Origin of the sequence: Methylorubrum sp. POS3, assembly GCF_043352485.1 — a bacterium.
GTDB lineage: Bacteria > Pseudomonadota > Alphaproteobacteria > Rhizobiales > Beijerinckiaceae > Methylobacterium > Methylobacterium suomiense.
Map to the genome: position 1 here is coordinate 1,865,840 of NZ_JAPRBT010000001.1, position 21,975 is coordinate 1,887,814.

The 21,975-nt window shown below is 70.1% G+C and carries 19 protein-coding genes and 1 tRNA gene; 8 read left to right on the forward strand and 12 right to left on the reverse strand.

Translation table 11 applies throughout. The features are described 5' to 3' along the window. The first annotated feature begins 51 nt into the window (after positions 1 to 51). From OWC43_RS08915 to OWC43_RS08925, 3 genes are all read left to right on the forward strand, one after another. A complete protein-coding gene (locus tag OWC43_RS08915) occupies positions 52 to 339 on the forward strand; it encodes a hypothetical protein (RefSeq protein WP_137829467.1) in 288 nt (95 codons plus the stop codon). Positions 340 to 471: 132 nt separating this feature from the next. Next, positions 472 to 1,848, forward strand: coding sequence for an ethanolamine permease (gene eat / locus OWC43_RS08920; protein ID WP_393956400.1), 1,377 nt, complete (start codon positions 472 to 474; stop codon positions 1,846 to 1,848). A 9-nt stretch (positions 1,849 to 1,857) separates the two neighbouring features. Further along, the gene (locus OWC43_RS08925; protein WP_393956401.1) at positions 1,858 to 2,574 is read left to right on the forward strand and encodes a type 1 glutamine amidotransferase; all 717 of its coding nucleotides are present in this window, start codon (positions 1,858 to 1,860) and stop codon (positions 2,572 to 2,574) included. Between the two features lie 30 nt (positions 2,575 to 2,604). Here OWC43_RS08925 and OWC43_RS08930 read toward each other — a convergent pair. Continuing rightward, positions 2,605 to 2,689 (reverse strand) — tRNA-Leu (locus OWC43_RS08930). A 132-nt stretch (positions 2,690 to 2,821) separates the two neighbouring features. Here OWC43_RS08930 and OWC43_RS08935 point away from each other — a divergent pair. Next, positions 2,822 to 3,403, forward strand: coding sequence for a YqaA family protein (locus tag OWC43_RS08935; RefSeq protein WP_393956402.1), 582 nt, complete (start codon positions 2,822 to 2,824; stop codon positions 3,401 to 3,403). Continuing rightward, complete coding sequence (locus OWC43_RS08940) at positions 3,400 to 3,906, forward strand: disulfide bond formation protein B (protein WP_137829463.1); 507 nt, start codon at positions 3,400 to 3,402, stop codon at positions 3,904 to 3,906. The genes OWC43_RS08935 and OWC43_RS08940 overlap by 4 nt, the downstream gene beginning before the upstream one ends. Here the strand turns inward: OWC43_RS08940 and OWC43_RS08945 are convergent. Further along, entirely contained in the window at positions 3,870 to 4,487 is a 618-nt protein-coding gene (locus OWC43_RS08945; protein ID WP_393956403.1) for a ParB-like protein, read from the reverse strand. The genes OWC43_RS08940 and OWC43_RS08945 overlap by 37 nt on opposite strands. 398 nt (positions 4,488 to 4,885) lie before the next feature. On the opposite strand from OWC43_RS08945, the gene OWC43_RS08950 reads away from it, so the two are divergent. Beyond that, positions 4,886 to 6,070: an acyltransferase family protein gene (locus OWC43_RS08950; protein WP_393956404.1), complete on the forward strand. Its 1,185-nt coding sequence runs from the start codon at positions 4,886 to 4,888 to the stop codon at positions 6,068 to 6,070. A 13-nt stretch (positions 6,071 to 6,083) separates the two neighbouring features. Here the strand turns inward: OWC43_RS08950 and OWC43_RS08955 are convergent, their stop codons facing one another. The 4 genes from OWC43_RS08955 to OWC43_RS08970 form a co-directional block, all read right to left on the reverse strand. Then, the gene (locus OWC43_RS08955) at positions 6,084 to 6,503 is read right to left on the reverse strand and encodes an EVE domain-containing protein (protein ID WP_393956405.1); all 420 of its coding nucleotides are present in this window, start codon (positions 6,501 to 6,503) and stop codon (positions 6,084 to 6,086) included. Positions 6,504 to 6,742: 239 nt separating this feature from the next. Beyond that, a complete protein-coding gene (locus OWC43_RS08960; protein WP_393956406.1) occupies positions 6,743 to 7,198 on the reverse strand; it encodes a hypothetical protein in 456 nt (151 codons plus the stop codon). Beyond that, on the reverse strand, positions 7,195 to 8,205 hold the full coding sequence (locus tag OWC43_RS08965) for an NAD(P)H-dependent glycerol-3-phosphate dehydrogenase (protein WP_393956407.1): 1,011 nt from the start codon (positions 8,203 to 8,205) through the stop codon (positions 7,195 to 7,197). Before OWC43_RS08965 ends, OWC43_RS08960 begins: the two co-directional genes overlap by 4 nt. 127 nt (positions 8,206 to 8,332) lie before the next feature. Next, positions 8,333 to 9,499: a ceramide glucosyltransferase gene (locus OWC43_RS08970; protein WP_393956408.1), complete on the reverse strand. Its 1,167-nt coding sequence runs from the start codon at positions 9,497 to 9,499 to the stop codon at positions 8,333 to 8,335. 182 nt (positions 9,500 to 9,681) lie between these two features. Here OWC43_RS08970 and OWC43_RS08975 point away from each other — a divergent pair, with 182 nt between their 5' ends. Further along, positions 9,682 to 10,581: a histone deacetylase gene (locus OWC43_RS08975; RefSeq protein WP_393956409.1), complete on the forward strand. Its 900-nt coding sequence runs from the start codon at positions 9,682 to 9,684 to the stop codon at positions 10,579 to 10,581. Between the two features lie 49 nt (positions 10,582 to 10,630). Here OWC43_RS08975 and OWC43_RS08980 read toward each other — a convergent pair whose 3' ends face one another. The 3 genes from OWC43_RS08980 to tsaA form a co-directional block, all read right to left on the reverse strand. Continuing rightward, positions 10,631 to 13,048, reverse strand: coding sequence for a putative bifunctional diguanylate cyclase/phosphodiesterase (locus OWC43_RS08980; RefSeq protein WP_393956410.1), 2,418 nt, complete (start codon positions 13,046 to 13,048; stop codon positions 10,631 to 10,633). After that, positions 13,038 to 14,441, reverse strand: coding sequence for a cytochrome P450 (locus OWC43_RS08985; protein WP_393956411.1), 1,404 nt, complete (start codon positions 14,439 to 14,441; stop codon positions 13,038 to 13,040). The genes OWC43_RS08980 and OWC43_RS08985 overlap by 11 nt, the downstream gene beginning before the upstream one ends. Before the next feature lie 157 nt (positions 14,442 to 14,598). After that, entirely contained in the window at positions 14,599 to 15,099 is a 501-nt protein-coding gene (gene tsaA / locus OWC43_RS08990; RefSeq protein WP_393956412.1) for a tRNA (N6-threonylcarbamoyladenosine(37)-N6)-methyltransferase TrmO, read from the reverse strand. Between the two features lie 112 nt (positions 15,100 to 15,211). Between tsaA and OWC43_RS08995 the strand changes: the two genes are divergently transcribed. After that, a complete protein-coding gene (locus tag OWC43_RS08995) occupies positions 15,212 to 16,699 on the forward strand; it encodes an AMP nucleosidase (protein ID WP_137829454.1) in 1,488 nt (495 codons plus the stop codon). A gap of 85 nt (positions 16,700 to 16,784) precedes the next feature. On the opposite strand, the gene OWC43_RS09000 is transcribed toward OWC43_RS08995, so the two are convergent. The 3 genes from OWC43_RS09000 to OWC43_RS09010 all read right to left on the reverse strand — a co-directional run bounded on the left by OWC43_RS09000 (position 16,785) and on the right by OWC43_RS09010 (position 21,957). After that, positions 16,785 to 18,524, reverse strand: a complete 1,740-nt coding sequence (locus tag OWC43_RS09000; protein ID WP_393956413.1) for a methyl-accepting chemotaxis protein — start codon at positions 18,522 to 18,524, stop codon at positions 16,785 to 16,787. A 124-nt stretch (positions 18,525 to 18,648) separates the two neighbouring features. Then, on the reverse strand, positions 18,649 to 21,165 hold the full coding sequence (locus OWC43_RS09005; RefSeq protein WP_393956414.1) for a PBP1A family penicillin-binding protein: 2,517 nt from the start codon (positions 21,163 to 21,165) through the stop codon (positions 18,649 to 18,651). 156 nt (positions 21,166 to 21,321) lie between these two features. After that, on the reverse strand, positions 21,322 to 21,957 hold the full coding sequence (locus OWC43_RS09010) for an HdeD family acid-resistance protein (protein ID WP_393956415.1): 636 nt from the start codon (positions 21,955 to 21,957) through the stop codon (positions 21,322 to 21,324). Between the last annotated feature and the right edge of the window lie 18 nt (positions 21,958 to 21,975).

Below are 21,975 nucleotides of genomic sequence, written 5' to 3' on the forward strand. Positions count from 1 at the left end.
CGACATCGTTGTTCCGGCCACACCCCCTGCGGGGACGACAGGAGCAGCGACATGCGGATCATCGCGACGGCATCGGCCATGACGGTCGTGACTTTGATGAGCGTCGGAACGGCGGATGCGAAGGGCTGCATCAAGGGCGCCATCATCGGCGGCGTGGCCGGGCATTACCTCGCCGAGCGGGGCGTGGTCGGTGCGGTCGCGGGGTGCCTGGCCGGACGCGCCCTGGCGAACCGGCAGGCACGGCGCCAGCGTGAGATCGACTACGGGTCCCGCGTCCAGCCGCGCGGTGCGGGCTACGGCGCCCCGCAGGGCTATCCGCAGCGCAGCTACGGCTACTGAGCCGCTTCGCGAGAACCGGAGACGGGAGCGCCCCGGCGGCGTTCCCGTCCCGCCGTGCCGAGCATCAGGCAACGCTCTTGCTTGGGTGTCCCCGCCAGGCCCCCTGACCGGGTCGGATGCCGGGAACGCACGATGACGACGCCCTCGACCGCGCTCGACAAGAGCCTCAACGCCTTCCACCTCTGGGGCATCGCCGTCGGCCTCGTCATTTCCGGCGAATATTTCGGGTGGAGCTACGGCTGGGCGCAGGCCGGCACGCTCGGCTTCCTCGTCACGACGGTCGCGGTGGCCGCGATGTACGTGGCCTTCATCTTCAGCTTCACCGAACTGACGACCGCGATCCCGCAGGCGGGCGGGCCCTTCGCCTACGCGCTGCGCGCCTTCGGGCCGACCGGGGCGGCGATCGCCGGCTACGCCACGCTGATCGAGTTCGTCTTCGCGCCGCCCGCCATCGCCCTGGCCATCGGTGCCTATCTCAACGTCCAGTTTCCGGGGCTCGACCCGAAGCACGCCGCGCTCGGCGCCTATCTCGTGTTCATGGCGCTCAACATCGTCGGGGTGCACATCGCCGCCACCTTCGAACTCGTCGTCACCGTGCTGGCGGTGGCCGAACTCCTCGTCTTCATGGGTGTCGTCGCACCGGCCTTCAGCGTGTCGAACTTCGTCGTCGGCGGCTGGGCCGGGCAGGACAGCTTCAGCCTGGGCGCGCTCGGCGGCATCTTCGCCGCGATTCCCTTCGCGATCTGGTTCTTCCTCGCCATCGAGGGGGTCGCCATGGCGGCGGAGGAGGCGAAGGATTCCAAGCGCACGATCCCCATCGCCTACATCTCCGGCGTGCTGACCCTGACCGCACTCGCCTTCGGCGTGATGCTGTTTGCCGGCGCGACCGGCGACTGGAAGTCGCTCTCCGATCTCAACGATCCGCTGCCGCAGGCGATGAAGCGGGTGGTCGGCGAATCGAGCGGCTGGCTGCACATGCTGGTCTGGCTCGGCCTGTTCGGGCTCGTCGCCTCGTTCCACGGCATCATCATGGGCTATGCCCGCCAAATCTTCGCGCTCGCCCGCGCGGGCTTCCTGCCCGGCGTCTTCGCCCAGGTGCATCCGCGCTTCCGCACCCCGCACCGCGCCACGCTCGCGGGCGGTGTCGTCGGGATCGCGGCGATCTACAGCGACAGCCTCGTCAGCGTCGCCGGGCAGTCGCTCACCGCCAGCATCGTCACCATGGCGGTGTTCGGGGCGCTGACCATGTATGTCGTGAGCATGCTCGCCCTGTTCCGGTTGCGCCGCAGCGAGCCCGGCCTGGCCCGACCCTACCGGGCGCCGCTCTATCCCGTCGCGCCCGGCTTCGCGCTGGTCATGGCGGGCATCTGCCTCGTGGCGCTGATCGTCTACAATCCGCTGATCTTCGCGATCTTCGCCGCCATCATGGTCGTCGCGGTCGTGCTGGCGCGGATCGTCGGCAAGCCTGCGGCGGTGGGCCCGGTTTCGACCTTCGACCCGGCGATCTAAACCCCGCCCATGCAGATCGGCATCCTCGAAACCGGCCATCCGCCGGAGCGCCTCGGCGGGCGCTTTCCGTCCTACGGCGCGATGGTCGAGGCCCTGATCGGCGACGGGCATCGTTACGAATACTTCGACGTGACCGCGGGCCGCTGGCCCGCGGCGCCGGACGCCTTCGAAGCCTATATCGTCACCGGTTCGCCGGCCTCGGTCTATGAGCCGATTCCCTGGGTGGTCGACCTGCTGGCCTTCCTGCGCGACCTCGACCGTAAGACCAAGCTGGTCGGTCTGTGTTTCGGCCATCAGGCCCTGGCGCAGGCCTTCGGCGGCCGGGTGGAGCGGTCGGAGCGCGGCTGGGGCCTCGGGCTGCACGCCTATACGGTGATCGAACGCGCACCCTTCATGGACGACGCGCAGACCATCGCCATCCCGGTGAGCCATCAGGATCAGGTCGTGGACCTGCCCCCCGGCGTGCGGGTGTTGGCGGGCAGCGCCTTCACGCCCTACGGCGTGCTGGCCTATACCGACCGGCCCGCCCTCTCGTTCCAGTGCCATCCGGAGTTCCGCCCGGACTACGCCTACGCCCTCACCGACGGTCATCGCGCGGGCGAGCAATCCTCCGACCTCGTCCGCGCGGCACTCACCTCTCTCGAGGGATGCCCGGACAACGACAGGGTGGCCGGCTGGATCCGGCGATTCCTGAGGGACGACGCCAGCGCTCCGCCGGTGTCGTGATTCTGCTTCGGTGATCGGTGGAGGCGCGAATGGTGCGGGTAGAGGGAATCGAACCCCCACGCCTTTCGGCTGGCGATTTTGAGTCGCCCGCGTCTACCAATTCCGCCATACCCGCGACGCGGTACGCCTCATGGCACAGGCTGGGGCCTCAGGGCCAGACCGAATTTTCACATGGGGCCCCATGCCCTCGCATCTGACCGCCTTCTGTGCTGAAAGGGCGGCGCTTCCCTTCACCGGATGAGGAACCATGATCCGCCGTCTCTACGAGTGGATACTCGCGCTCGCGGCCAAGCCCTCGGCGCCCTGGGCGCTCGGGGCGGTGTCCTTTGCCGAGAGTTCGTTTTTCCCCGTGCCGCCCGACGCCATGCTGGTGCCGATGGCGGTGAGCCGGCCCGACCGGGTCTGGTTCTACGCCACCATCGCGACCGTGGCCTCCGTGCTCGGCGGATTGTTGGGCTACGCCATCGGCGCGCTGCTGTTCGATTCGGTCGGGGCGTGGCTGTTCAAGATCTACGGGCTCGCCGACAAGGCCGAGACGTTCCAGCAATCCTACGCCACCTACGGACATTGGGTGATCCTGCTGAAGGGGCTCACGCCGATCCCCTACAAGCTCGTCACCATCACCTCGGGCTTCGCCCATTACTCGCTGTTCTGGTTCACCGTCCTGTCGGTGATCACCCGCGGGGCGCGGTTCTTCCTGCTGGCCGGCCTGCTCGGGCGCTACGGCGTCGGCATCCGCGCGGTGCTCGACCGGCACCTCAACGTCGTGGCCGGCCTGTTCGCCGTGGTGATCATCCTGGGCTTCGTCGCCTTCAAGGTGCTGCTGTGAGACTGCGCCCGGTCGCGCTGGCGCTCGCCCTCGCGGCGGCTCTGACGGTCGGCGCCGCGCTCGTGTTCGAGCACGGCTTCGGCTACGTGCCGTGCAAGCTCTGCCTGACCGAGCGGATCCCCTACTACCTCGCTGCGCCCCTGGCGCTGGTGGCGGCCTTCCTGCCGCCCCGGCCGGCCCGTGCCCTGCTCGGGCTCGTGGCCCTGGTGCTGCTCTACGGGGCGGGGCTCGGCGTCTACCATGCGGGTGCCGAATGGGGGTTCTGGCCCGGCCCGACCGATTGCGGCGGTGGCTCGGGGGCAGCGCCCGAGGCGGTCGGCGACTTCCTCAAGAGCCTCGAAAGCGTGCGGCCGGTCGATTGCTCCACCGCCGCGTGGCGCTTCCTCGGTCTCTCGCTGGCGGGCTGGAACGCGCTCATCGCCGCCGCGCTCGGCCTCGCGGCAGCGGCGGCCGCCCTCGGTCTCGCTCAGCCCTCGACCGGACCGCACCAGCCGGGCAGGTAGCCGGCTTCCGGTGATTTCGCGTAGCGCATCGCCCGCTCCAACGCCGCCGTGAAATCGTCGGCGATGGCTTTGGGCTTGACCTTACGGCGCAGGAAATCGGCCCAGAGGAACTCGCTGAACGGCGTCGTGTCCTTGGCGAAGCCCCCGGCCCGGCGCAGCTCGCCCGCGAGACTGCGATACGGATCGTCGGCGAGATCCGCGATCTTCTTGGGAATGTCGGCGAAGTCGGCCCGCACACCCTTGTCGTCGTAGGGGTGGACCCAGGATTTGTGGTCCGCCACGGTCCAGAACGCGTCCTTGCTCAGCTTGTGCAGGTCGGCCACCACCGTCACCAGCACGCTCTCCACGCCCTCCGCCTGCAAGGCCCGGGCGAGGTGGTGATGGTCGATCACGTAATGGTGCTTCTTCGGCCCGAGCAGCACGGGAATCATGTGCGAGCCGAGGAAGGCCGCCTTCTTGTCCGCGTCGTGGTCACGCCAGCGTCGGCGCTTCTCCTCGACCTCGCGGTACCCGACCGTCATCTGGGTCGGGCGCAGTTCCGAGATCGGAACGGGTTTGAGCAGGGGTTCGCGCGGCGCCATCGTATCCGTCCGTGGGTCGTTGGACGGCAAAGCAAGCGCGCGCGGGCGCGACGACAAGCGGTTGAGCGTCACGTTCGCGTGAGACGCGACGCGGCTGGCCAGCCCTGGCTCCTCGGGACAAGGCGAGAGGAGCCCTCTCACTCTGCCGCGCGGAGGCTATCGGCGAAAAATCGATAAGTCGGATGTCGAGCCTTTTTCATCGTTCATTGCGTATGCGCGCTAGGTATTCCGCATCGGTCATTTTTTGAGAAGGTCAATCCACTTATCTTGCACCTCACGGTTTCAGTAGTATTCTCAGATTGCTGGAGATTTATTGTCGGCGACATGTGTTCGTCGACGTTCGACGGCTATTTCGTCTGCATAGAGCGGCGGTGCCTCGACCGGAGGCCCGAATGGTCATGCCGCTCTCCGCCACCCTGCCCGCTGGCCGCGCATCCGAAGGCTCGGCCGAACCCTTGATGGGGCTCGATCTGCTGAGATTCGCGGCGGCGGGCCTCGTCATGGCGTTCCACCTCGCCTGCACCGCCTGGCTCGTCCCCTCGAGCGAGGCGGCCGAACTCCTCGGCCGGCCGATGGCCTATCCCTGGCTCCTGCCGGTGAGCGCGATCGGATGGATCGGCGTGCCGATCTTCTTCGTCATCTCCGGCACCGTCATCGCCTATTCGGCCTCACGAGCCGGCGCCTCCGCCTTCCTCCTCAACCGGTTTCTCCGGCTGATGCCGGGCATCTTGATCTGCGCCACCGTCACTTTCATGCTGGCTCTGGCCTTCGCGCCGGATGCCCCGATGGTGCTGATCGAGCGCTACCTGCGCACCCTCGTGCTGTTTCCCGTGCCCCGCTGGATCGACGGCGTGTACTGGACCCTCGGCATCGAGGTCGCCTTCTACGGACTCGTCGCGGCGCTGCTGATGCTCGGCCGCCGCGAGCAGATCGAGCGGGTGATCCTGGCCGTCGGTCTCGTCAGCGCCGCCGCATGGTGCCTGGCCGCGAGCCCGCTCTGGCCCGGCCTCGACCGGCTCATCAGCACCCGCATCGCCAAGCTCACGCTTATCACCCACGGATGCGATTTCGCCATCGGCGTTCTGATGTGGTGCGGGATGCGCCAAGGCTGGACCGTCCCGCGCCTCGTCGGACTCACCGCCTGTCTCCTCGGAGCGCTGCTGCAGATCCGTTACGACGCGTTCACGGTGGCGACGCTTCTCGGTGTGAGTCCGTCGGTTGGCGCCGCCACGGCGATCTTCCTGGGGTCTCTGATCCTCTGCCAAGTGTCGGGGGCCGTGAACGCTCCGTTGATCGCGCGGTTTCCCGGCCTCGCCCCGCGGCTGCGCCGGCTCGGTCTGGCCACCTATCCGCTCTACCTGCTCCATACCGTCGTCGGCGTGCTGATGATGCGGCTCATGGCCGGGCTCGGTCTCTCCGCTCCGGTCTGCCTCGCCGCGGGTGTCACCGCCGCGATCCTGATCGCGCTGCTCGTGTCCGAGCATGTCGAGCCGCCGCTGCGCCGGAGGATGCGGTTGGCGCTCGCATCCGCCCAAGAGGGCGCCGCCCAGATGGTGGCCCTGCGGCGCAGGCGCTCCGCGTGAGTGGCGGGCGCGATCAGCCCGCGTAACCGCCCATGGCGCAGATCTTGGTCCACTCGGCTTCGGTGACGGGCTGGACCGAGAGGCGGGAATTGACGACGAGCATCATCGCCTTCAGTGCCTCCTCCGCCTTGATCGCATCGAGGGGCACGGGACGCGGCATCGGCGCCACCGCCCGCAGATCGACCATGCCGAAGCGACCGGATTCGTCGGTGTGGTCCGGGTAATAGGGCTTGATGACCTCGACGATCCCGACGACCGCCTTGCCCTCGTTCGAGTGGTAGAAGAAGCCGCGCTCGCCCACCTGCATCGCCTGCATCTGCTTCTTGGCGAGATGGTTGCGCACGCCGTTCCAGAACGTTCCGGCCTCGCCCGCCGCGACTTGCTGCTCCCAGGACCAGGTCGAGGGTTCTGACTTGAACAGCCAATAGGCCATGGGGGAAGGCGGCTCCGTGGACGACGCCCCCGCTTACGGGAATTGCGGCCGCGCTTGAAGCGGCAGGGCGGTGGCGACCGCAGAGGTCCCGAATGTTTCGGGCCGTCATTCCGGGCCGCCGAAGGCGAACCCGGAATCCGCGATAGGCCGCGACGTCTCATACCGCCGCGCATCACGGCGAAATTCCGGGTTCCGCGCAGCAGCCCCGGAATCACGGTGGTGGATGGGGATCTCGATGTCTAACTGAGCGCCCGCTGCCAGAACGCGAGGCTGTCCGCATTCACCGGAGAACCGGCCGCTCGCACCCGCCGCATCACCGTCTCGAAAAACGCCTGGGCCGCCTCGTCGCCGCTGAGGTCGCGCAGCGCGGTGAGGATGCGGGTGATGCGCAGGTGATTGTGGTCGTAGGGGCGCAGCCAGCCGTCGGTGTCCTCGTAGAAGCGCGCCATGCGGGCAGCGGCGGCCGTCAGGCCCGCGCGCGCCGCCGCATCGGTCCGGATGGTCTCGGCATCCGCGGGGGTGAGCACGGGCGCGCCGGGCACCGCGCGACTCGCCTCGGCCAGGGGAAAGCACCATTGGATGAAGTCGTGCACGCCCTCGATGCGGGCATCGCCGAAGGCGAGCACGTCGGCGAGGCGGCGGCCCGCGCCGTCGCGGCCGGTGCCGGCGAGGAAGGCGTGGAGCGGGCCGCTCATTCCACCTCTCCCTTGAGGGGGCGCGAGAGCAGGCGGCTCATGGCGGCATCGACCGTGAGGTCGCCCGCGACCACCGCCGCCACCGCCTCGGCCACCGGCATCTCGACCTCGCGGGCGCGGGCGAGGCCGACCAGCGCGGCGGCGGTGAAGGCGCCTTCCGCAAGCTTTCCGCCGGCGGCCTCCTGCGGGCCCGCGCCCCGGCCGAGACGCTCGCCGAAGGCGAAGTTGCGCGATTGGGACGAGGATGCGGTCAGCACGAGGTCGCCCAGTCCCGACAGGCCCATCAGCGTCTCGGCCCGTCCCCCATAGGCGCGGGCGAACCGCATCAGCTCGGCGAAGGCGCGGGCGATCAGCGCCGCGCGGGCGCTCTCGCCGAGCCCCCGGCCGGCGACGATGCCGGAGGCGATGGCGAGCACGTTCTTGCCCGCGCCGCCGATCTCCACGCCGCGGACATCGTCGGTATGATAGAGCCGGAAGGCCGGTCCCGAGAGCAGGCCGGACAGGCGCGCCGCCTCGCGCCCGTCGGTGCAGGCCAGCGTCACGGCGGTGGGAAGACCACGGGCCACATCGACGGCGAAGCTCGGGCCCGACAGCACCGCGACCGGACGCTCCGGCCCGACCATTTCGGCGGCGACCGCGCTCATGAAGCTGTCGCTGTCGCGCTCGATTCCCTTGGCGCAGAGCACGAGGGGCGCGTCGGGGCGGAAGGCGGGCGCCAATCCCCCGAGCACGCCCCGCAGGGTCTGGGCCGGCACGACGAGGAGCACGGTGCCGGCCTCGACGAGCGTGCCCGTATCGGCGGTCGCCCGCACCCGCTCATGCAGGCCGATCTCCGGCAGGTAGCGCTCGTTGATGCGGCTCGCCTGCATCCGCGCGGCGGCCGCCCCGTCGCGCATCCACAGGGTGACGGGGTGCCCGGCGGTGGCGGCGGCGTTGGCGAGCGCCGTGCCCCAGGCCCCGCCGCCGATGACGGCGACGCCCTGCGCCCTCTCCGTTGCCTGACCCATCCCGCGCTCCGCCTGTTCCGGAAAGGGCCGTCGCGGCGACGACCCGGCACGCCAGCTAGATGTGCGTTCGGGCAGGCTTGTCCATCGGGATCGGCCGCGATCGGTGCAGGTCTGCCCGGAACCGGGCTCAGGCCGCGCTCGGTCCCGTCTCCAGCGGCGCGGGGGTGCGGGTGCGGATGTCCATCGGGTTGCCGCGCCAGACGATCGCCGTGCGGGCCCAGGCGCTCGCCCAGATCGCCGGCAGAAGGGCATCGCGCACGAGGAAGGCGAGCAGGAGCCTGGGTGAGCGGGGCCAGCCGGTTCGGACGGCGAGCCCGTATTCGGCGCCGTACCAGACCGCGCCCGCTCCCGCGAGGAGGGCGCTCGCTTCGGTGCCGCCGACGACAACGGCGGCGAGCGTCAGGGGCAGCAGGGCACCGATGACGATCTCGGGAGCGAAGAATAGCGGAAAGGTGACGCGCCGCAGCCGTGCCCAGCGCACCTGCCGGGACCAGACCTCGCCGAGGCTGCGCCGCCCCAGCGGCTGGCGGAACGGCGCGGCCACGAGATGGACCCGGCATCCGGCGGCGCGCACGAGCTTGGTGGCGGCCGCGTCCTCGGCGATCTCGGCATTGAGGGCGCGGATGCCGCCCCGTGCCTCCAGGAACGGCTTGTGCCAGAGCATGCTCTTGCCCTGGGCGAAGCCGAGGCCCAAGGCCTCGCCGGCATATTGCCAGCGCGCCTGCAGGGTGTTGAGAAAGGCGCATTCCACGAGCGCGAAGAACCCGTCCGGCCGGTCGCCGATCGGGGTCGAGCAGACGAGGCCGGTATCGCTGCGCCACGCCCCCTGCATCTGCTGGATGTAGTCGGCCGGCATCATCACGTTCGAATCCGCCAGGATTACCCAGTCGTGGCGCGCCGCCTCCCAGCCGCGGACGCAGTTGTTGAGCTTCGGATTGCCGCCGATGCGCTCGTCGCCGAGGATCAGCCGCGACGGGATCCGGGGATGGTCCGCCCGCATCCGTTCCAGCATCGGCAGAATCGGGTCGGCGGCATCGGCCACGCAGAAGATCAGTTCGTAGGCCGGATAATCGAGCCGGAAGCTCGCCCGCAGCGTCTCCTCGCTGAAGGCCTCGATGCCCCGCAACGGTCGTACCACCGAGACGGGGACGCCGGGGGGAAGGATCGAGGGTCGGCCGCGCCGTCCGATCCGCACGGCCGCCACCGCGAGGCTCGCGAGGTTGACGAGCACGATGGCGAAGGTTGCGCAGAGGACGAAAACGGCGAGCGTGCCGCTCTCCGGCAATGCGGCCATGCGGGCGTCTCCCAAAGGCCCGGAATGCGGGCATGCGGCATCGGGCGCTCCGGCGCCCCTCTTCACGCCCGTAGCAGGGCCGCCGTATCAGGCGTGTGACACCGCCCCCGACATGCTCGAAGGCCGGAACCCGTCAGAACCTGTCGGAATCGTTGCCAGAGCCCATTCCCGAGCCATCGCCGTTGCCGCCGATCGTGTTCCATCCGGCCTACGAGGCCGAACTGCCGGCGGGCCATCGCTTTCCGATGGGCAAATACGGTCGGCTCGCCGCGCTTCTCCGCGAGCGGGGGCTGGTGCCGGACGGCTTCGTGACCCCTGAGCCCGCCGACGCGGCGCTGCTCGCCGGTGCGCATGATCCGGCCTATGTCGCGGCGGTTCTGGCGCTGCGGGTGCCGCCCGCGATCGAGCGGGCGATCGGCCTGCCGGTCACGGACTCGGTCGTGGCCCGCTCCCGCGCGTCGTCCGGCGGCACGCTCTGCGCCGCTCGTCTCGCTCTGGAGCATGGGCTCGCGGGGAGCACGGCGGGGGGCAGCCATCACGCCCGGCGCGCGGGCGGAGGGGGTTTCTGCGTGTTCAACGACGTGGCGGTGGCCGCCCTGGCGCTCCGGGGCGCGGGGCGGATCCGGCGGGCGCTGATCGTCGATCTCGACGTGCATCAGGGCGATGGCACCGCCGATTGTCTCGCCCGCGAGCCCGACCTGTTCACGCTCTCGGTCCATTGCGAGCGGAATTACCCGACCGACAAGGTGCCGGGCGACCTCGATATCGGCCTGCCCGACGGTCTCGGCGATGCGGATTATCTGGCGGTGCTGGAGGCACGTCTGCCGCCGTTGATCGACGGTTTCTCGCCCGATCTGATCTTCTACAATGCCGGCGTCGATCCGCATGCCGAGGACCGCCTCGGCCGGCTGAACCTCACCGATGGCGGCCTTTCGGCCCGCGACCGCTTCGTCGTCGGCCTCGCGCGGTCGCGGGGCATCCCGCTCTGCGCGGTGATCGGCGGCGGCTATGGCAAGGATGTCGACGCCATCGCGGCCCGCCACGCCCTCGTGTTCGAGGCGATGGCCGAGGCCTCGCCATAAGAGGCGGCCATCGCCGGCAGGTCCGAAGGCGCCGGCGGGGGAGCGTCCCTCAGGCGGCGTCGGCCCGCGGCACCATCGCGCGGGACCGGTGCGGGATGTCCTCGATGAGGTGCGGGATCTCCCCGGCGGGCCGTGCCGGGCTGTAGAGGAAGCCCTGCGCGCTGTTGCAGTGTTTGAGCCGCAGCAGATCGGCCTGCTGCACCGTCTCGACCCCTTCCACCGTTACGTCGATGGCGAGATCGCGGGCGATGACCATGATCGCCTCGATCACGGTCAGGCATTCGCGGCGGCTGATCAGGTCGCGCACGAAGGCACGGTCGATCTTGATCTTGTCCACCGGGAACTGGGTCAGGTAGCTCAGGGACGAGAAGCCGGTGCCGAAATCGTCGAGGGCGATGCGGACGCCGAGGCCGCGCAGGCGGTTCAGGTTGTCGATGACCGTCGGCGTGCTTCCGAGGAAGATCGTCTCGGTGATCTCGACCTCCAGGCGATGGGCCGGAAGCCCGGTCGCCCGGAGCGCCTCTTCGACCTCGTCGACGAAGCCCGGCAGGCGGAAATGGATCGACGAGATGTTGACGGCGACCCGCAGGTCGTCGGGCCAGGTCGCGGCCTCGGCGCAGGCCGTGCGCAGCGCCCAGCGGCCGATCTCGATGACGAAGCCGGTGCTCTCGGCGATCGGAATCAGTTCGGCCGGTGAGATCGGGCCTTCGCCGGGCCGGGTCCAGCGCAGCAGCGCCTCGAAGCACACCACCTCCCCGTCATCGGTCAGGCTCACCAGCGGTTGATAGTGCAGAGCCATCTCGCCATTCGTCAGCGCCGCCCGCATCGCCACGCCGAGTTCGCGGTGGCGGTGGGCCCGCCGCTCCAGGCTGGCGTCGAAGGCGTGCCAGCGCCCCTTGCCGGTTTCCTTGGCGGTGTAGAGGGCGAGATCGGCCTTGCGCAGCAGACTTTCGGGATCGGCGGCATCCTCAGGCGCGCGGGCGAGTCCGACGCTGACGCCGATCTCGGCGCGGACGCCGTCGATCCAGTAGGGCTCGCCGAGTGCGACGACGCAGCTCTGCGCCAGCGCCTCCGCCACCGCGCCATGGCCTCGATGCAGGATCGCGAACTCGTCCCCGCCGAGGCGGAATCCCTGCGCGGAGAGGTCCGTGACCGCGCCGGTGACCGCGCGGATGCGATCGGCCACCTGCCGCAGCAGGGCGTCGCCCGCGCCGTGGCCGGCGCTGTCGTTGACGAGCTTGAACCCATCGAGATCGAGATAGAGCAGGCTGGCCATTGGTCCGTCCGGGCGCATCGCGTCCCGGCAGGCCGCCTCCGCGACCTCGTGGAAGACGGCGCGGTTCGACAGGCCGGTGAGGGTGTCGCAGGAAGCGAGATAGGCGATCCGCTCCTCGGCGGCGCGGCTCGCCGTCACGTCCGAGCCGACCCCGCGGAAGCCCGCGAAGCTGCCGCGCCGGTCCTGGAACGGCTTGCCGCTGAGGCGCAGCCAGCGCAGGCCGCCGGGACCGGTCACGGCGGCGAGGCGCTCGCGGAACGGCTCGCGGGCCTCGAGGCACGCCAGGATCTCGGGCGTCCCGTCTCCCTCCTCTTTCGTGGTGCCTCCGAGCAGCATCGCGAGGCTGCCGGAATGGAGGTCCGCCTCCGGGCGGCCCAGGGCCTGAGCCATCCCCGACGAGACGTGCTGGAGACGCCCCGTCTCGTCGGTCTCCCACAGCCAATCGCTGGTGCTGGCCTCGAACTCGTTGAGCAGAAGGCCGATGGTCTGGCTCTGGTCCTCGACGCGCAGCCGGTCGAGGATGCGCTCCTGCGACAGCCGGCTCATCCGTGCGACGCTGGCGAGGATGAACCCCGCATAGACGGCGAGCATGGGGCCGATGCCGAGAAGGACCGCTTCGCCCGCACGGACGAGACCGGCGAAGCTGCCGAGGATGAGCGGCACCGCGAACAGGAGCGACACGGCCAGGAGCGGCCGGAACACGTAGGCGTCCGAGATCAGCCCGGCCACCGCCACGATGATGAGCAGTCGTTGGTTGTCGTCGGCGGAGGCGAACAGCATCATTGGCACTGTCCCCCACGCGACGCCGAGCGCGGCGGAGATGGCGGCGGCGATGCGGTAACCGAGGGTGACGCAGGTTTTCGACAGCCCTGCCGCATGGCCCCTCCGGTAGAGCCGATTGGCGTAGACCATGAAGCCGGTGACCGTGGCCACCATGCCGGAAAATCCCAACAGGTAGATCGGGGAAGCGCTGTCCCAGAACAGGGCCGAGATGGCCAATGCGAGGGCCAGATGCGTGATCGCGGCGATGTTGGCGAGCTTCAGGGTCTCGTCGAGGAGATCGGCCCGGATCTGCTGCCGATAGCGCTCCGGCGCCGGCTCGGCGAGGGCCCAGCGCAATCGGTGGGCGAGCCAGCCCTCGTCGGCTGCGCGTTCCGGCGGCCCGGCGGTGGTCTCGTTCTCAGCCGACACGACGCGGAACCACGCGCATGGGCATGCCGCCCCGGGGCCGCAGGGTGATGCGGAACTGCGCTTCCGGCATCGCGTCGCGGTCCGGCACGAAGCGGAAGGTCGGCAGGAGCGCGGCGAGTATGACGATGCATTCCGTGATCGCGAGCCCCATCCCGATGCAGACCCGCGAGCCGGCGCCGAACGGCAGGTAGGCGTAGCGATCACGCCCTGCTTGAATCGCCGGGGCGAAGCGATCGGGATCGAATGTGTCCGGCCGGTCCCACAGCGCACGGTTTCGGTGCAGGGCGTAGATCGGAATCTGGATGACTTCACCCGGCGGAACGCGCGTCTCACCGAGCCGCACCTCGGTCACGGCGCGACGCGCGATCAGGGGGGCGGGCGGGTAGAGCCGCATGGATTCCATGAGCACCTGCCGCGTGTAGGTCAATTGCTCGACGCCCGCGGGATCCTCGGCGATGGGTTTGGCGAGTCCGGCGATCTCGGCGAGCATGCGTGCCTCGATCTTGGGATGCGACGCGAGGAGCCGCAGCGTCCAGGCGAGGGCCAGAGCCGTCGTCTCGTGCCCGGCGTTCACGAAGGTGAGGAGATTGTCGATCAGGGCGGCCTCGGACAGGCCGAGGCCGGTCTCGGGGTCGCGCGCTTCCAGCAGCAGGCCGAGCAGATCGCTGCCGGCCTCGCCGCGGGCGCGCCGCCGGGCGATGGTGCGGGCGATCTCGTCGCGCATGAAGCGCGCGGCCGTGGCACCGCGGCGGGCTCCGGGATGCGGCATCCAGGCCGGCGCGTTGAACTGGGCGAGGGCGATCTTACACGGCGTCTGGGCGAGGTAGTCGTCCAAGGCGCGGCCGAAGGGGTCGACCGCGATCTCGCAATCGCCCGAGATCATGGTGGCCACGATCACCTCGAAGGTCGTGCGCATCAGCTCCGGCAAGATGTCGGTAACGGGCGCTTCCTCCGTGGCCGTCTCCTGCCAACGACGGCGCGTGGCCTCGGCCGCCGCCGCGATGACCGGCACGAAGCTGCGGATGCGGTCGGGGCGGAACATCGGCGCCGCGGTTCGCCGCTGCCCGCGCCAAGAGGCGCCGTCCGCCGTCAGGATGCCGAGGCCCAAGGCCGGGGCGAGCGCCCGCAACATGGAGTTCTCCCGCTCCAGCGCGTCCGCCTGATCGACGAGCAGGCTGCGGATCAGTCGCGGCTCGCAGACATAGGTGAAGCGCTGCCCCAGGAAGCGGACGGCCACGGAAGGCTGGGCGTAGACCTCCTCCGGCCATGCATCGATGACGCTGTTGAGTATCGTCGCCAGCAGGCGTGGCACGGCCACGGCTTCGGCAAGGGCCCCCCTCCACGAGAGCGGGCGCTCGTCACAGGGCCGGAATGTTGTCGCTGCCAAAGCCATCGTAGTCTCCGATGGCCATCAGTAAGTCTGTGAATTATAAATAACGCCTTAATACGACTTAAAATTTAATCTGGTAAATGCCTATATTGTGCGACCCGGTCTGGAAAAAGACTGAATAGGAGCAGGATTGTTCCAGTCTGTCGGTTCCTCCCGGTCTTCAGGATCCTCCCTGCGTGCCGGCCCGATCGACCCGCGCCTCAGGGCGGCTGTCGGTGGTGGCGTAATAGGGCTTGATATCGAGAAGGGGCGTGCCGTCGATGCAATCGAGGCCGCGCACGCTCAGCGTCCCATCCGCGACGGACAGAAGTTCGACCACCGAGAGGGCGATCGGGTTCGGCCGGGCCGGCGAGCGCAGGGAGAAGGTGCCGCGGCTGCCCTCGGCGTGACGCGGCTGCTGGCGCACGAGATCGCGGGCGGCCCGGTCCATCCAGTAGAGCACGATGAGATGGGTCGCACCGCTCACGTTCTGAAGGCCGGGACGGTAGCGCGGATCGACCTCCAGGGTGCAGACCGCCTCGGTCTGGCGGCCGTTCTTCGGGCATTCGGCCCGGCTCGCCCAGGGCGTGCGCACCCGGCCGATGAAGTAGAGCCCGGCATCGTAGCCTTCGGGCAGCGCGACCGTCTCCTCGCCGGGGCGGCGCTCGGCATGTTCATGCATTGCGGTCTGATCCCTCATGCGCCGTCGCCCGCTCGCCGTCCCTCTCCGAGCGGCTTGTCCGCCGCCGGGCCCGGGCCGATGTAGAGGTCGCCACAGCCGAAGGGGAGGGGGCATGCTCAGCGACGAGTTGCGGCCGATGGAGGCGATCGCCGATCCGGAGGCCGCCGTCGAGCGGCTGGAAGCCCTGCATACGGGGGCGACCCAGGCGCTCCGGGCCGCGCTCGCGCGCTACCTCGAGACGCGCCAGCCGCCCGCCCCGGAGGAGCGGCTGCGGTTCCGCTATCCGGAACTGCGCCTGTCCTACCGGCCGACGGGACCATTGCCCCGTTTGGAGCGCGCCACCGCCAAGTTCCAGGCACCGGGCCTCTACGCCACCACGGTGACCCAGCCCGGCTATTTCCGCGCCTACCTGCTGGAGCAGCTGCGCCCGCTGGTGCGCGATTACGGCGCGGCGATCGAGGTCGGCCTGTCCGCCCAGGAGATTCCCTACCCCTACGTGGTCGAGCCCGGCACCGATCTCGGCGGCAGCGGCGTCAGTGCCAGCGATCTCGCCGCCCTGTTCCCGGTGCCGCTCCTCTCCGTCGTAGGCGACGAGGTCGCCGACGGGCTGTGGGTCGAGCATCCGGGGGAGCCGCGTCCGCTCGCCCTGTTCGATGGGATCCGCACCGATTACTCGCTGCGCCGGCTCGTCCACTATACCGGATCGGATTGGAGCGAGATCCAGCCCTGGATCCTGCTCACCAATTACCACCGCTACGTCCATAACTTCGTCCGCCACGCGCTGGACCGTCTGGCCGCGGGGGAGGGGGAACGCCTCGTCCTGCCGGGCGGCGTGACGGTCTCGCGCGGGGATGCGGCCGGCGCCGACCCGGATGCGCTGATCGCCGCCTCGCCCTGGCACCGGTTTCAGATGCCGGCCTACCACCTCGTCGCCCGCGGGCCGGACGGGGCACCGCAGGGCACCACCCTCGTCAATATCGGCGTCGGTCCCTCCAACGCGAAGACCATCACCGACCACCTCGCGGTGCTGCGCCCGCATTGCTGGCTGATGGTCGGCCATTGCGGCGGCCTGCGCCAATCGCAGACCATCGGCGATTACGTACTGGCCCACGGCTATCTTCGCCGCGACCGCATCCTCGACGACCTCGTGCCCCCGGACATCCCGGTGCCGGCCCTCGCCGAGGTGCAGATCGCCCTGCAATCGGCCGCCGCGGCGGTGACCGGGGAACGGGCTGAGGCTCTCAAGCGGCGGCTGCGCACCGGCACCGTCGTCACCTACGACGATCGCAACTGGGAGCTTCGCTTCAGCCAGGAGCGACGGCCGATCAACCTGTCGCGGGCCATCGCCGTCGACATGGAGAGCGGCACCATCGCGGCGCAGGGGTTCCGCCTGCGGGTGCCCTACGGCACGCTGCTCTGTGTCTCGGACAAGCCGCTCCACGGTGAGATCAAGCTGCCGGGCTCGGCCAGCGCCTTCTACGAGCGGGCCGTGACCGAGCATCTCCAGATCGGCCTCGCCACCCTCGACACGCTGCGCGCCGATCGGGCCGGGCTGCATTCGCGCAAGCTCCGGAGCTTCGACGAGCCGCCGTTCCGTTAGACGATCAACGCGAAAGGCGGCCCCGGCTTTCGGGAGCGGTCGGACGGTCACAAGCAATGTCCCTCGGGGGAGGACGGCGCGGCGGTCAGGCCGCCCGCACCGTGGCGAGGAAGCGGGCGACCTCGCCGCGCAGCTGCTCGGACTGGCGCGAGAGTTCGCCCGCTGCGCCCAGCACCTGCATCGCCGCCGCACCGGTCTCCTCCGCCGCTCCCGCGACGCCCGCGATGTTGCCGGTCACCGCGGAGGCGCCCGCGGAGGCCTGGGCCACGTTGCGGACGATCTCCCGCGTCGCCGCGCCCTGCTGCTCGACCGCCGCCGCGATGCCGGCGGCCACATTGTCGATGTCGCGGATGCGGGTGGTGATGCCGCCGATCGCCGAGACCGCCTGACCGGTCGCGCTCTGGATGCGACCGATCTGCTGGGCGATCTCCTCCGTCGCCCGCGCGGTCTGGCCGGCGAGTTCCTTCACCTCCGCCGCGACGACCGCGAAGCCGCGCCCGGACTCCCCGGCTCGCGCCGCCTCGATGGTGGCGTTCAGCGCCAGCAGGTTGGTCTGTCCGGCGATGGACGAGATCAGGCCGACCACGTCGCCGATGCGCGCCACCGCCCCGTCGAGTTCGTGCACCATGGCCGAGGTGTCGCCAGACGCGGTGACCGCCGCCTGTGCCAGTGCGGCGGAACTCGACGCCTGCCGGCCGATCTCCTCCACCGATGCGCCGAGTTCCTCCGCCGCCGCCGCGACGGTGTTGACGTTGGCAGCCGCCTCCTCGGCGGCCGCGGCGACGGTGTTGACGTTGGCAGCCGCCTCCTCGGCGGCCGCGGCGACGGTGCCGGCCTGGCTCGCGGTCTCGGTCGCCGTCGCATTCATGGTCGAGGCGGTGGCCTGAAGCTCTGTGGCGGAATCCGACACGATGCCGACGATGCCGCCGACGGCCTGCTCGAACCGGTCCGCCAACTCGATCATCGTGCGCTGCCGCGCCTCCGCCGCCGCCGTATCGGCGATCTGGCGCCGCTCGGCCTCCTCGGCGGCCTTGCGGGCGACCATGTCCTTGATCCGCTCGACGGCGCGGCCGACCTGACCGATCTCATCGCCGCGTCGCGCTTCCGGGATATTCGCCTCGATCTCCCCCTCGGCCATCCGGCGCAGGACGGCGACGAGCCGTGCGAGGGGGCGGGTGATGCCGAACACGACGATGGCCGCCGCGAGGGCGAGCGCCAGGAGCAGCGCCACAGTCGAGCCGACGATCTGAATCGTCCGGGCGCTCGACGTCTCGTCGATGACGGCCTGCTTCTCGGCCTGCATCTCGCGATCGATCCGGGCGATATGATCGTCGATCAGTTGCCGCAGTCGGGCGCGGACCGGCGCGCCCTCTTCCTGCGCCACTTTCGTCGCGCTGAGACTGTCGTAACGCAGGCCGAGCTCGGTCGAGCGCGTGAGGATTTCAAAGAAGGTCTGAGCCGACTGGCGCATCTCTTGATTGTACGTGCGGCGCTCCGAAGTATCGGAGAGCTCGATCAGCCGGTCGATCGCGGCATAGGTTGCCTGGATCGCCTTCTCCTGGCGGAGTTTGTGCTCGCCCTTCTTCTCGAAATCGGTCTCGATGATGATGTTGCGGTTCTGAATCGTCGCCTCGGCGAGGGTGATCTGAGTCCGCAGGATGTTCTCCTGGCGCACGGCCTGGACATCGGTGAGGTGGCGGGTCTGCTCGACGACGGCATTCAGGGTCCGACCGGCGACAATCACGGATCCGATCGATGTCGCGACGAGGAAGCCGAACGGCAGGACGACCTTCAGGAGGATGCGGGTATCGGCGACAATCGTCACTTTCTCGGCCTCGGGTTTTGCTCAGTCCGGGCCGACGCTGATTGATGTAAGTTAATTTCGGCTTAGGCCGGCTCACGGTGCCGAGGCCGCGACGGCGGTTTCCACGGTCTCGGCGCGGGCGCCCTCAGCGCTCCCGCTGCCACAAGCCCGCCCGCTCGGCGCGGGCCTGATCCTCGGCCTCGATGAGGTCGGGAGGCGCGTCCTCGGTCGCCCGTGCCCCGCCGGCGGTGACGATCAGGGCGGCGAGGTCGTCGCCGTCGAGGCGGCAGCGCATCTCGGCCTCTCCCGAACAGACCACCTCGCGTCGCCTCAGGTATCGGGCGAGTTGGCGGGCCAGCGCCCCGCCTTCGCCGACGACGCCGAGGAGGCGCACCGTGCGGCCGCGAATCGAGAGGGTGCCCGTATTGACCACTTCGGGCACGCCGCGCACCTCGCCGCCGGCATTCGGGATCGGGGCAGGCGGCAGGGGGGGAGCAGGTGCCGGGGCGACCGCGGTCGCCGGCACGGTCTCGGCCCGCGCCGCCGAGGGAGCCGGGCGCTTGCGACCCTTGAGCACCTTCTGGGCCCGCTCGACGAAATCGTGGAAGACGCGGGCCGGGATGTCGCCGCCGGTCACCTTGTTCATCGGCGCATTGTCGTCGTTGCCGACCCAGACGCCGACGATCATGTCCGGCGTCAGCCCGACGAACCACGCATCGCGGAAATCCTGGCTGGTGCCGGTCTTGCCGCCCACCGCGACGCCGGAGACCCGCGCGGCCTTGCCCGTGCCCGAATCCACCACCGCCTGGAGCGAGTCGAGGATCATGGTCTGCACCTGAGCGTCCATCGCCGCGCCCGGCTTCGGCGGGCTGCGCTGGTAGAGCGGTTGCGGGACGCCGCCCTTGATCGCGCGCACGAGATAGGGCTCGACCGGCACGCCCGGTCCCAACACCCCGGCATAGGCGCGGGTCATGTCGATGAGGGTCACGTCCGCCGAGCCGAGGGCGAGGCTCGGAACGTTGGGCAGCTCGGTCTGGACGCCGAGCCGGCGGGCCTCGGCGATGACCGCCGGCATGCCGACCTCGTCGCCGAGCTGGGCCGCGATGGTGTTGACCGAGAGCGCGAAGGCCGAGCGCAGCGGCAGCGCCCCCCGGAAGCGGTTGTTGGAATTCTGCGGTTCCCACTCGCCGATCTGGGTCGGGCGGTCGACCAGCACGCTGTCGGGGAAGTAGCCCTTCTGATAGGCGGCGAGGTAGACGAACAGCTTGAAGAGCGAACCCGCCTGCCGCTTGGCCTGGGTCGCGCGGTTGAACTGACTGTCCTCGTAGTCGCGCCCCCCCACCATGGCGAGTACCGCCCCGTCGGGGGCGAGCGCCACCAGCGCGCCCTGGCCGACCTTCTTCTTGGCTCCTTCCGCATCGAGGCGACGGGCGAGCACGCCCTCGGCCAGACTCTGGAGGTCGAGATTGAGGGTCGAGCGCACGGTGATGTCGCCGGGCTCCTGCGTCAGGCGCCGCACGTCGGCCTGAAGCGCGTCGAGATAGTAATTGGCGCCGGGCGGCGTCTCGGAGGGCGTGTGGAGGGTGAGCTTCTCCTTGCGCGCCTTGTCGGCCTCGGCCTGGCTGATCGCGCCGGTCTCGACCATCGCCTGGAGCACGAGGTCGGCCCGCTCCTTGGCGCCGCCGAAATTGCGGGTCGGTGCGAGCTGCGAGGGCGCGCGCACGAGACCTGCCAGCATCGCGGCCTCCGGCAGGGTCAGCCCCTGCGCGCCGTGCCCGAAATAGCGCCGGGCCGCGGCATCCGCCCCGTAGGCGCCCGCGCCGAAATAGGCGGTGTTGAGGTAGCCGACCAGGATCTCCGGCTTCGACATCGTGCTCTCCAGGCGCAGCGCCAGGAACGCCTCCTGGATCTTGCGACGGAGCGTCTTCTCCTGATTGAGCGAGGTGAGGCGGGCATATTGCTGGGTGATGGTCGAGCCGCCCTCGCGCACGCCGCCGCCGGCGGCGTTGCGCCACAGCGCGCGCATCAATCCGCGCAGGTCGATGCCCCAATGGCTGTAGAAGCGCCGGTCCTCGATCGCCACGATCGCCTCGGCGAGCCGGGGCGGCAGGGTCTTCTCGGTCAGCTTCTCGCCCTGAAAGACACCGCGGGTGGCGAAGGTGCGGCCATCATCGGCTTCGACCACCAGGGCCCTCTGCCCGGCCTCGGGGACGACGCCGCCCAGGGGCGGCAGCGTCGCGAAGGCGGCCAGGACATAGGCTGCCAGCACCGCGATGGGCAGCAGGAGGGCGACCAGGGCCACGGCGATCAGGGGGCGGCGACGCAGCCGACCGATAAGCCCGGAGCGGATCGCGGGCGATCCGGAATTCGAGGCCGGCGCCTGCCTTCGCGCCGGCATCTCCTCTGCGGTTCGTGTCCGGGCCGGGCTGCCGTCGCGGCGGAAGATCGGCGCGGCGGCGTCCGCCGCGGATCCGGCGGCCGTACCGGCCTTTCGCGCCGCGTCCCGGCTCTGCCGCCAGAGGCTGCGGCCGGCACTGCCCGCGAGACGACCGAGCTGGCGTGCCAGCAGACCCGCGGTCCGCGCCGCCTCGCGGGCAGCGTCCTGCGCGTCGTTTCGATCGCGTCCCGCGCCGTCCGGGCTGTCCGGTCCCTGTGCCGTCATCGAGACCCGTTCACGCCCGCAACTCCCCCCGATTGAGGACCCCGAGGGCGACCTTAGCGGAGGGACGAGGGCTCGGGCTACGGGGGAAGCCCCGGCCGCCGCGCAGCAACGAACCCGGTGGCCGGAAGGACACGCAGGGCTGCCGTCATCCGCCGGTCAAGGCCGTGCGGGCGCGACCGATCCGGTGTGACGGCCCCGCAGGGAGACCGCGAGAATGAGCAACGCCACGCCGAAGGCGAACGCGTAGGCGCCGAGCCACCATGTCAGCACCAGGGCCGAGATCCCGGGATTGATCAGGAGCAGAATTCCGAACAGCACCGAGACGATTCCGCCGAGGAGGAACCACCAGCGCCCGTAATGCCGATGCAGGCGAAACGCCGCCGCGACCATCAGGCTGCCGCTCAGCAGCGCCCAGAAGGCGACGAGGTAGACGAAAGCCCAGACCGCGGCCGCCGGCACGAGGAAGGCGGCCACGCCGACGGCGATGTCGACGAGACCTTCGAGCAGCAGGAAGCCGTAGCGCTCGTGGCGCTGCGCCGCCCGGATCGCGGCGGCGATGGCGAAGGCCCCGTCCACGACCATGTAGGCGGAGAAGAACAGCACCAGCGACAGTACGAAGGCGCCGGGCGCCACGAAGGCGACCACGCCGAACAGGATCGCCAGCACCCCGCGCAGGGCCACCAGCCACCAGTTGCGGGCGAGCATCGCGCTCATCGCGTCGAGGCGTGCGGTGCCGACGAGAGGCACGCCGGAGGTCGAGGTGGGGGGCAGCGGGGAGGGGCCGGAGGTCATGGCGCCGTCTCCATGGTT

What these genes read in the sequence shown, in the direction of transcription:
- OWC43_RS08915 (WP_137829467.1), top strand. Translation starts at nt 52, where the DNA reads ATGCGGATCATCGCGACGGCATCGGCCATGACGGTCGTGACTTTGATG.
- eat (WP_393956400.1), top strand. Translation starts at nt 472, where the DNA reads ATGACGACGCCCTCGACCGCGCTCGACAAGAGCCTCAACGCCTTCCAC.
- OWC43_RS08925 (WP_393956401.1), top strand. Translation starts at nt 1,858, where the DNA reads ATGCAGATCGGCATCCTCGAAACCGGCCATCCGCCGGAGCGCCTCGGC.
- OWC43_RS08935 (WP_393956402.1), top strand. Translation starts at nt 2,822, where the DNA reads ATGATCCGCCGTCTCTACGAGTGGATACTCGCGCTCGCGGCCAAGCCC.
- OWC43_RS08945 (WP_393956403.1), bottom strand. Translation starts at nt 4,487, where the DNA reads ATGGCGCCGCGCGAACCCCTGCTCAAACCCGTTCCGATCTCGGAACTG.
- OWC43_RS08950 (WP_393956404.1), top strand. Translation starts at nt 4,886, where the DNA reads ATGCCGCTCTCCGCCACCCTGCCCGCTGGCCGCGCATCCGAAGGCTCG.
- OWC43_RS08955 (WP_393956405.1), bottom strand. Translation starts at nt 6,503, where the DNA reads ATGGCCTATTGGCTGTTCAAGTCAGAACCCTCGACCTGGTCCTGGGAG.
- OWC43_RS08960 (WP_393956406.1), bottom strand. Translation starts at nt 7,198, where the DNA reads ATGAGCGGCCCGCTCCACGCCTTCCTCGCCGGCACCGGCCGCGACGGC.
- OWC43_RS08965 (WP_393956407.1), bottom strand. Translation starts at nt 8,205, where the DNA reads ATGGGTCAGGCAACGGAGAGGGCGCAGGGCGTCGCCGTCATCGGCGGC.
- OWC43_RS08970 (WP_393956408.1), bottom strand. Translation starts at nt 9,499, where the DNA reads ATGGCCGCATTGCCGGAGAGCGGCACGCTCGCCGTTTTCGTCCTCTGC.
- OWC43_RS08985 (WP_393956411.1), bottom strand. Translation starts at nt 14,441, where the DNA reads ATGGCTTTGGCAGCGACAACATTCCGGCCCTGTGACGAGCGCCCGCTC.
- tsaA (WP_393956412.1), bottom strand. Translation starts at nt 15,099, where the DNA reads ATGCATGAACATGCCGAGCGCCGCCCCGGCGAGGAGACGGTCGCGCTG.
- OWC43_RS08995 (WP_137829454.1), top strand. Translation starts at nt 15,212, where the DNA reads ATGCTCAGCGACGAGTTGCGGCCGATGGAGGCGATCGCCGATCCGGAG.
- OWC43_RS09005 (WP_393956414.1), bottom strand. Translation starts at nt 21,165, where the DNA reads ATGACGGCACAGGGACCGGACAGCCCGGACGGCGCGGGACGCGATCGA.
- OWC43_RS09010 (WP_393956415.1), bottom strand. Translation starts at nt 21,957, where the DNA reads ATGACCTCCGGCCCCTCCCCGCTGCCCCCCACCTCGACCTCCGGCGTG.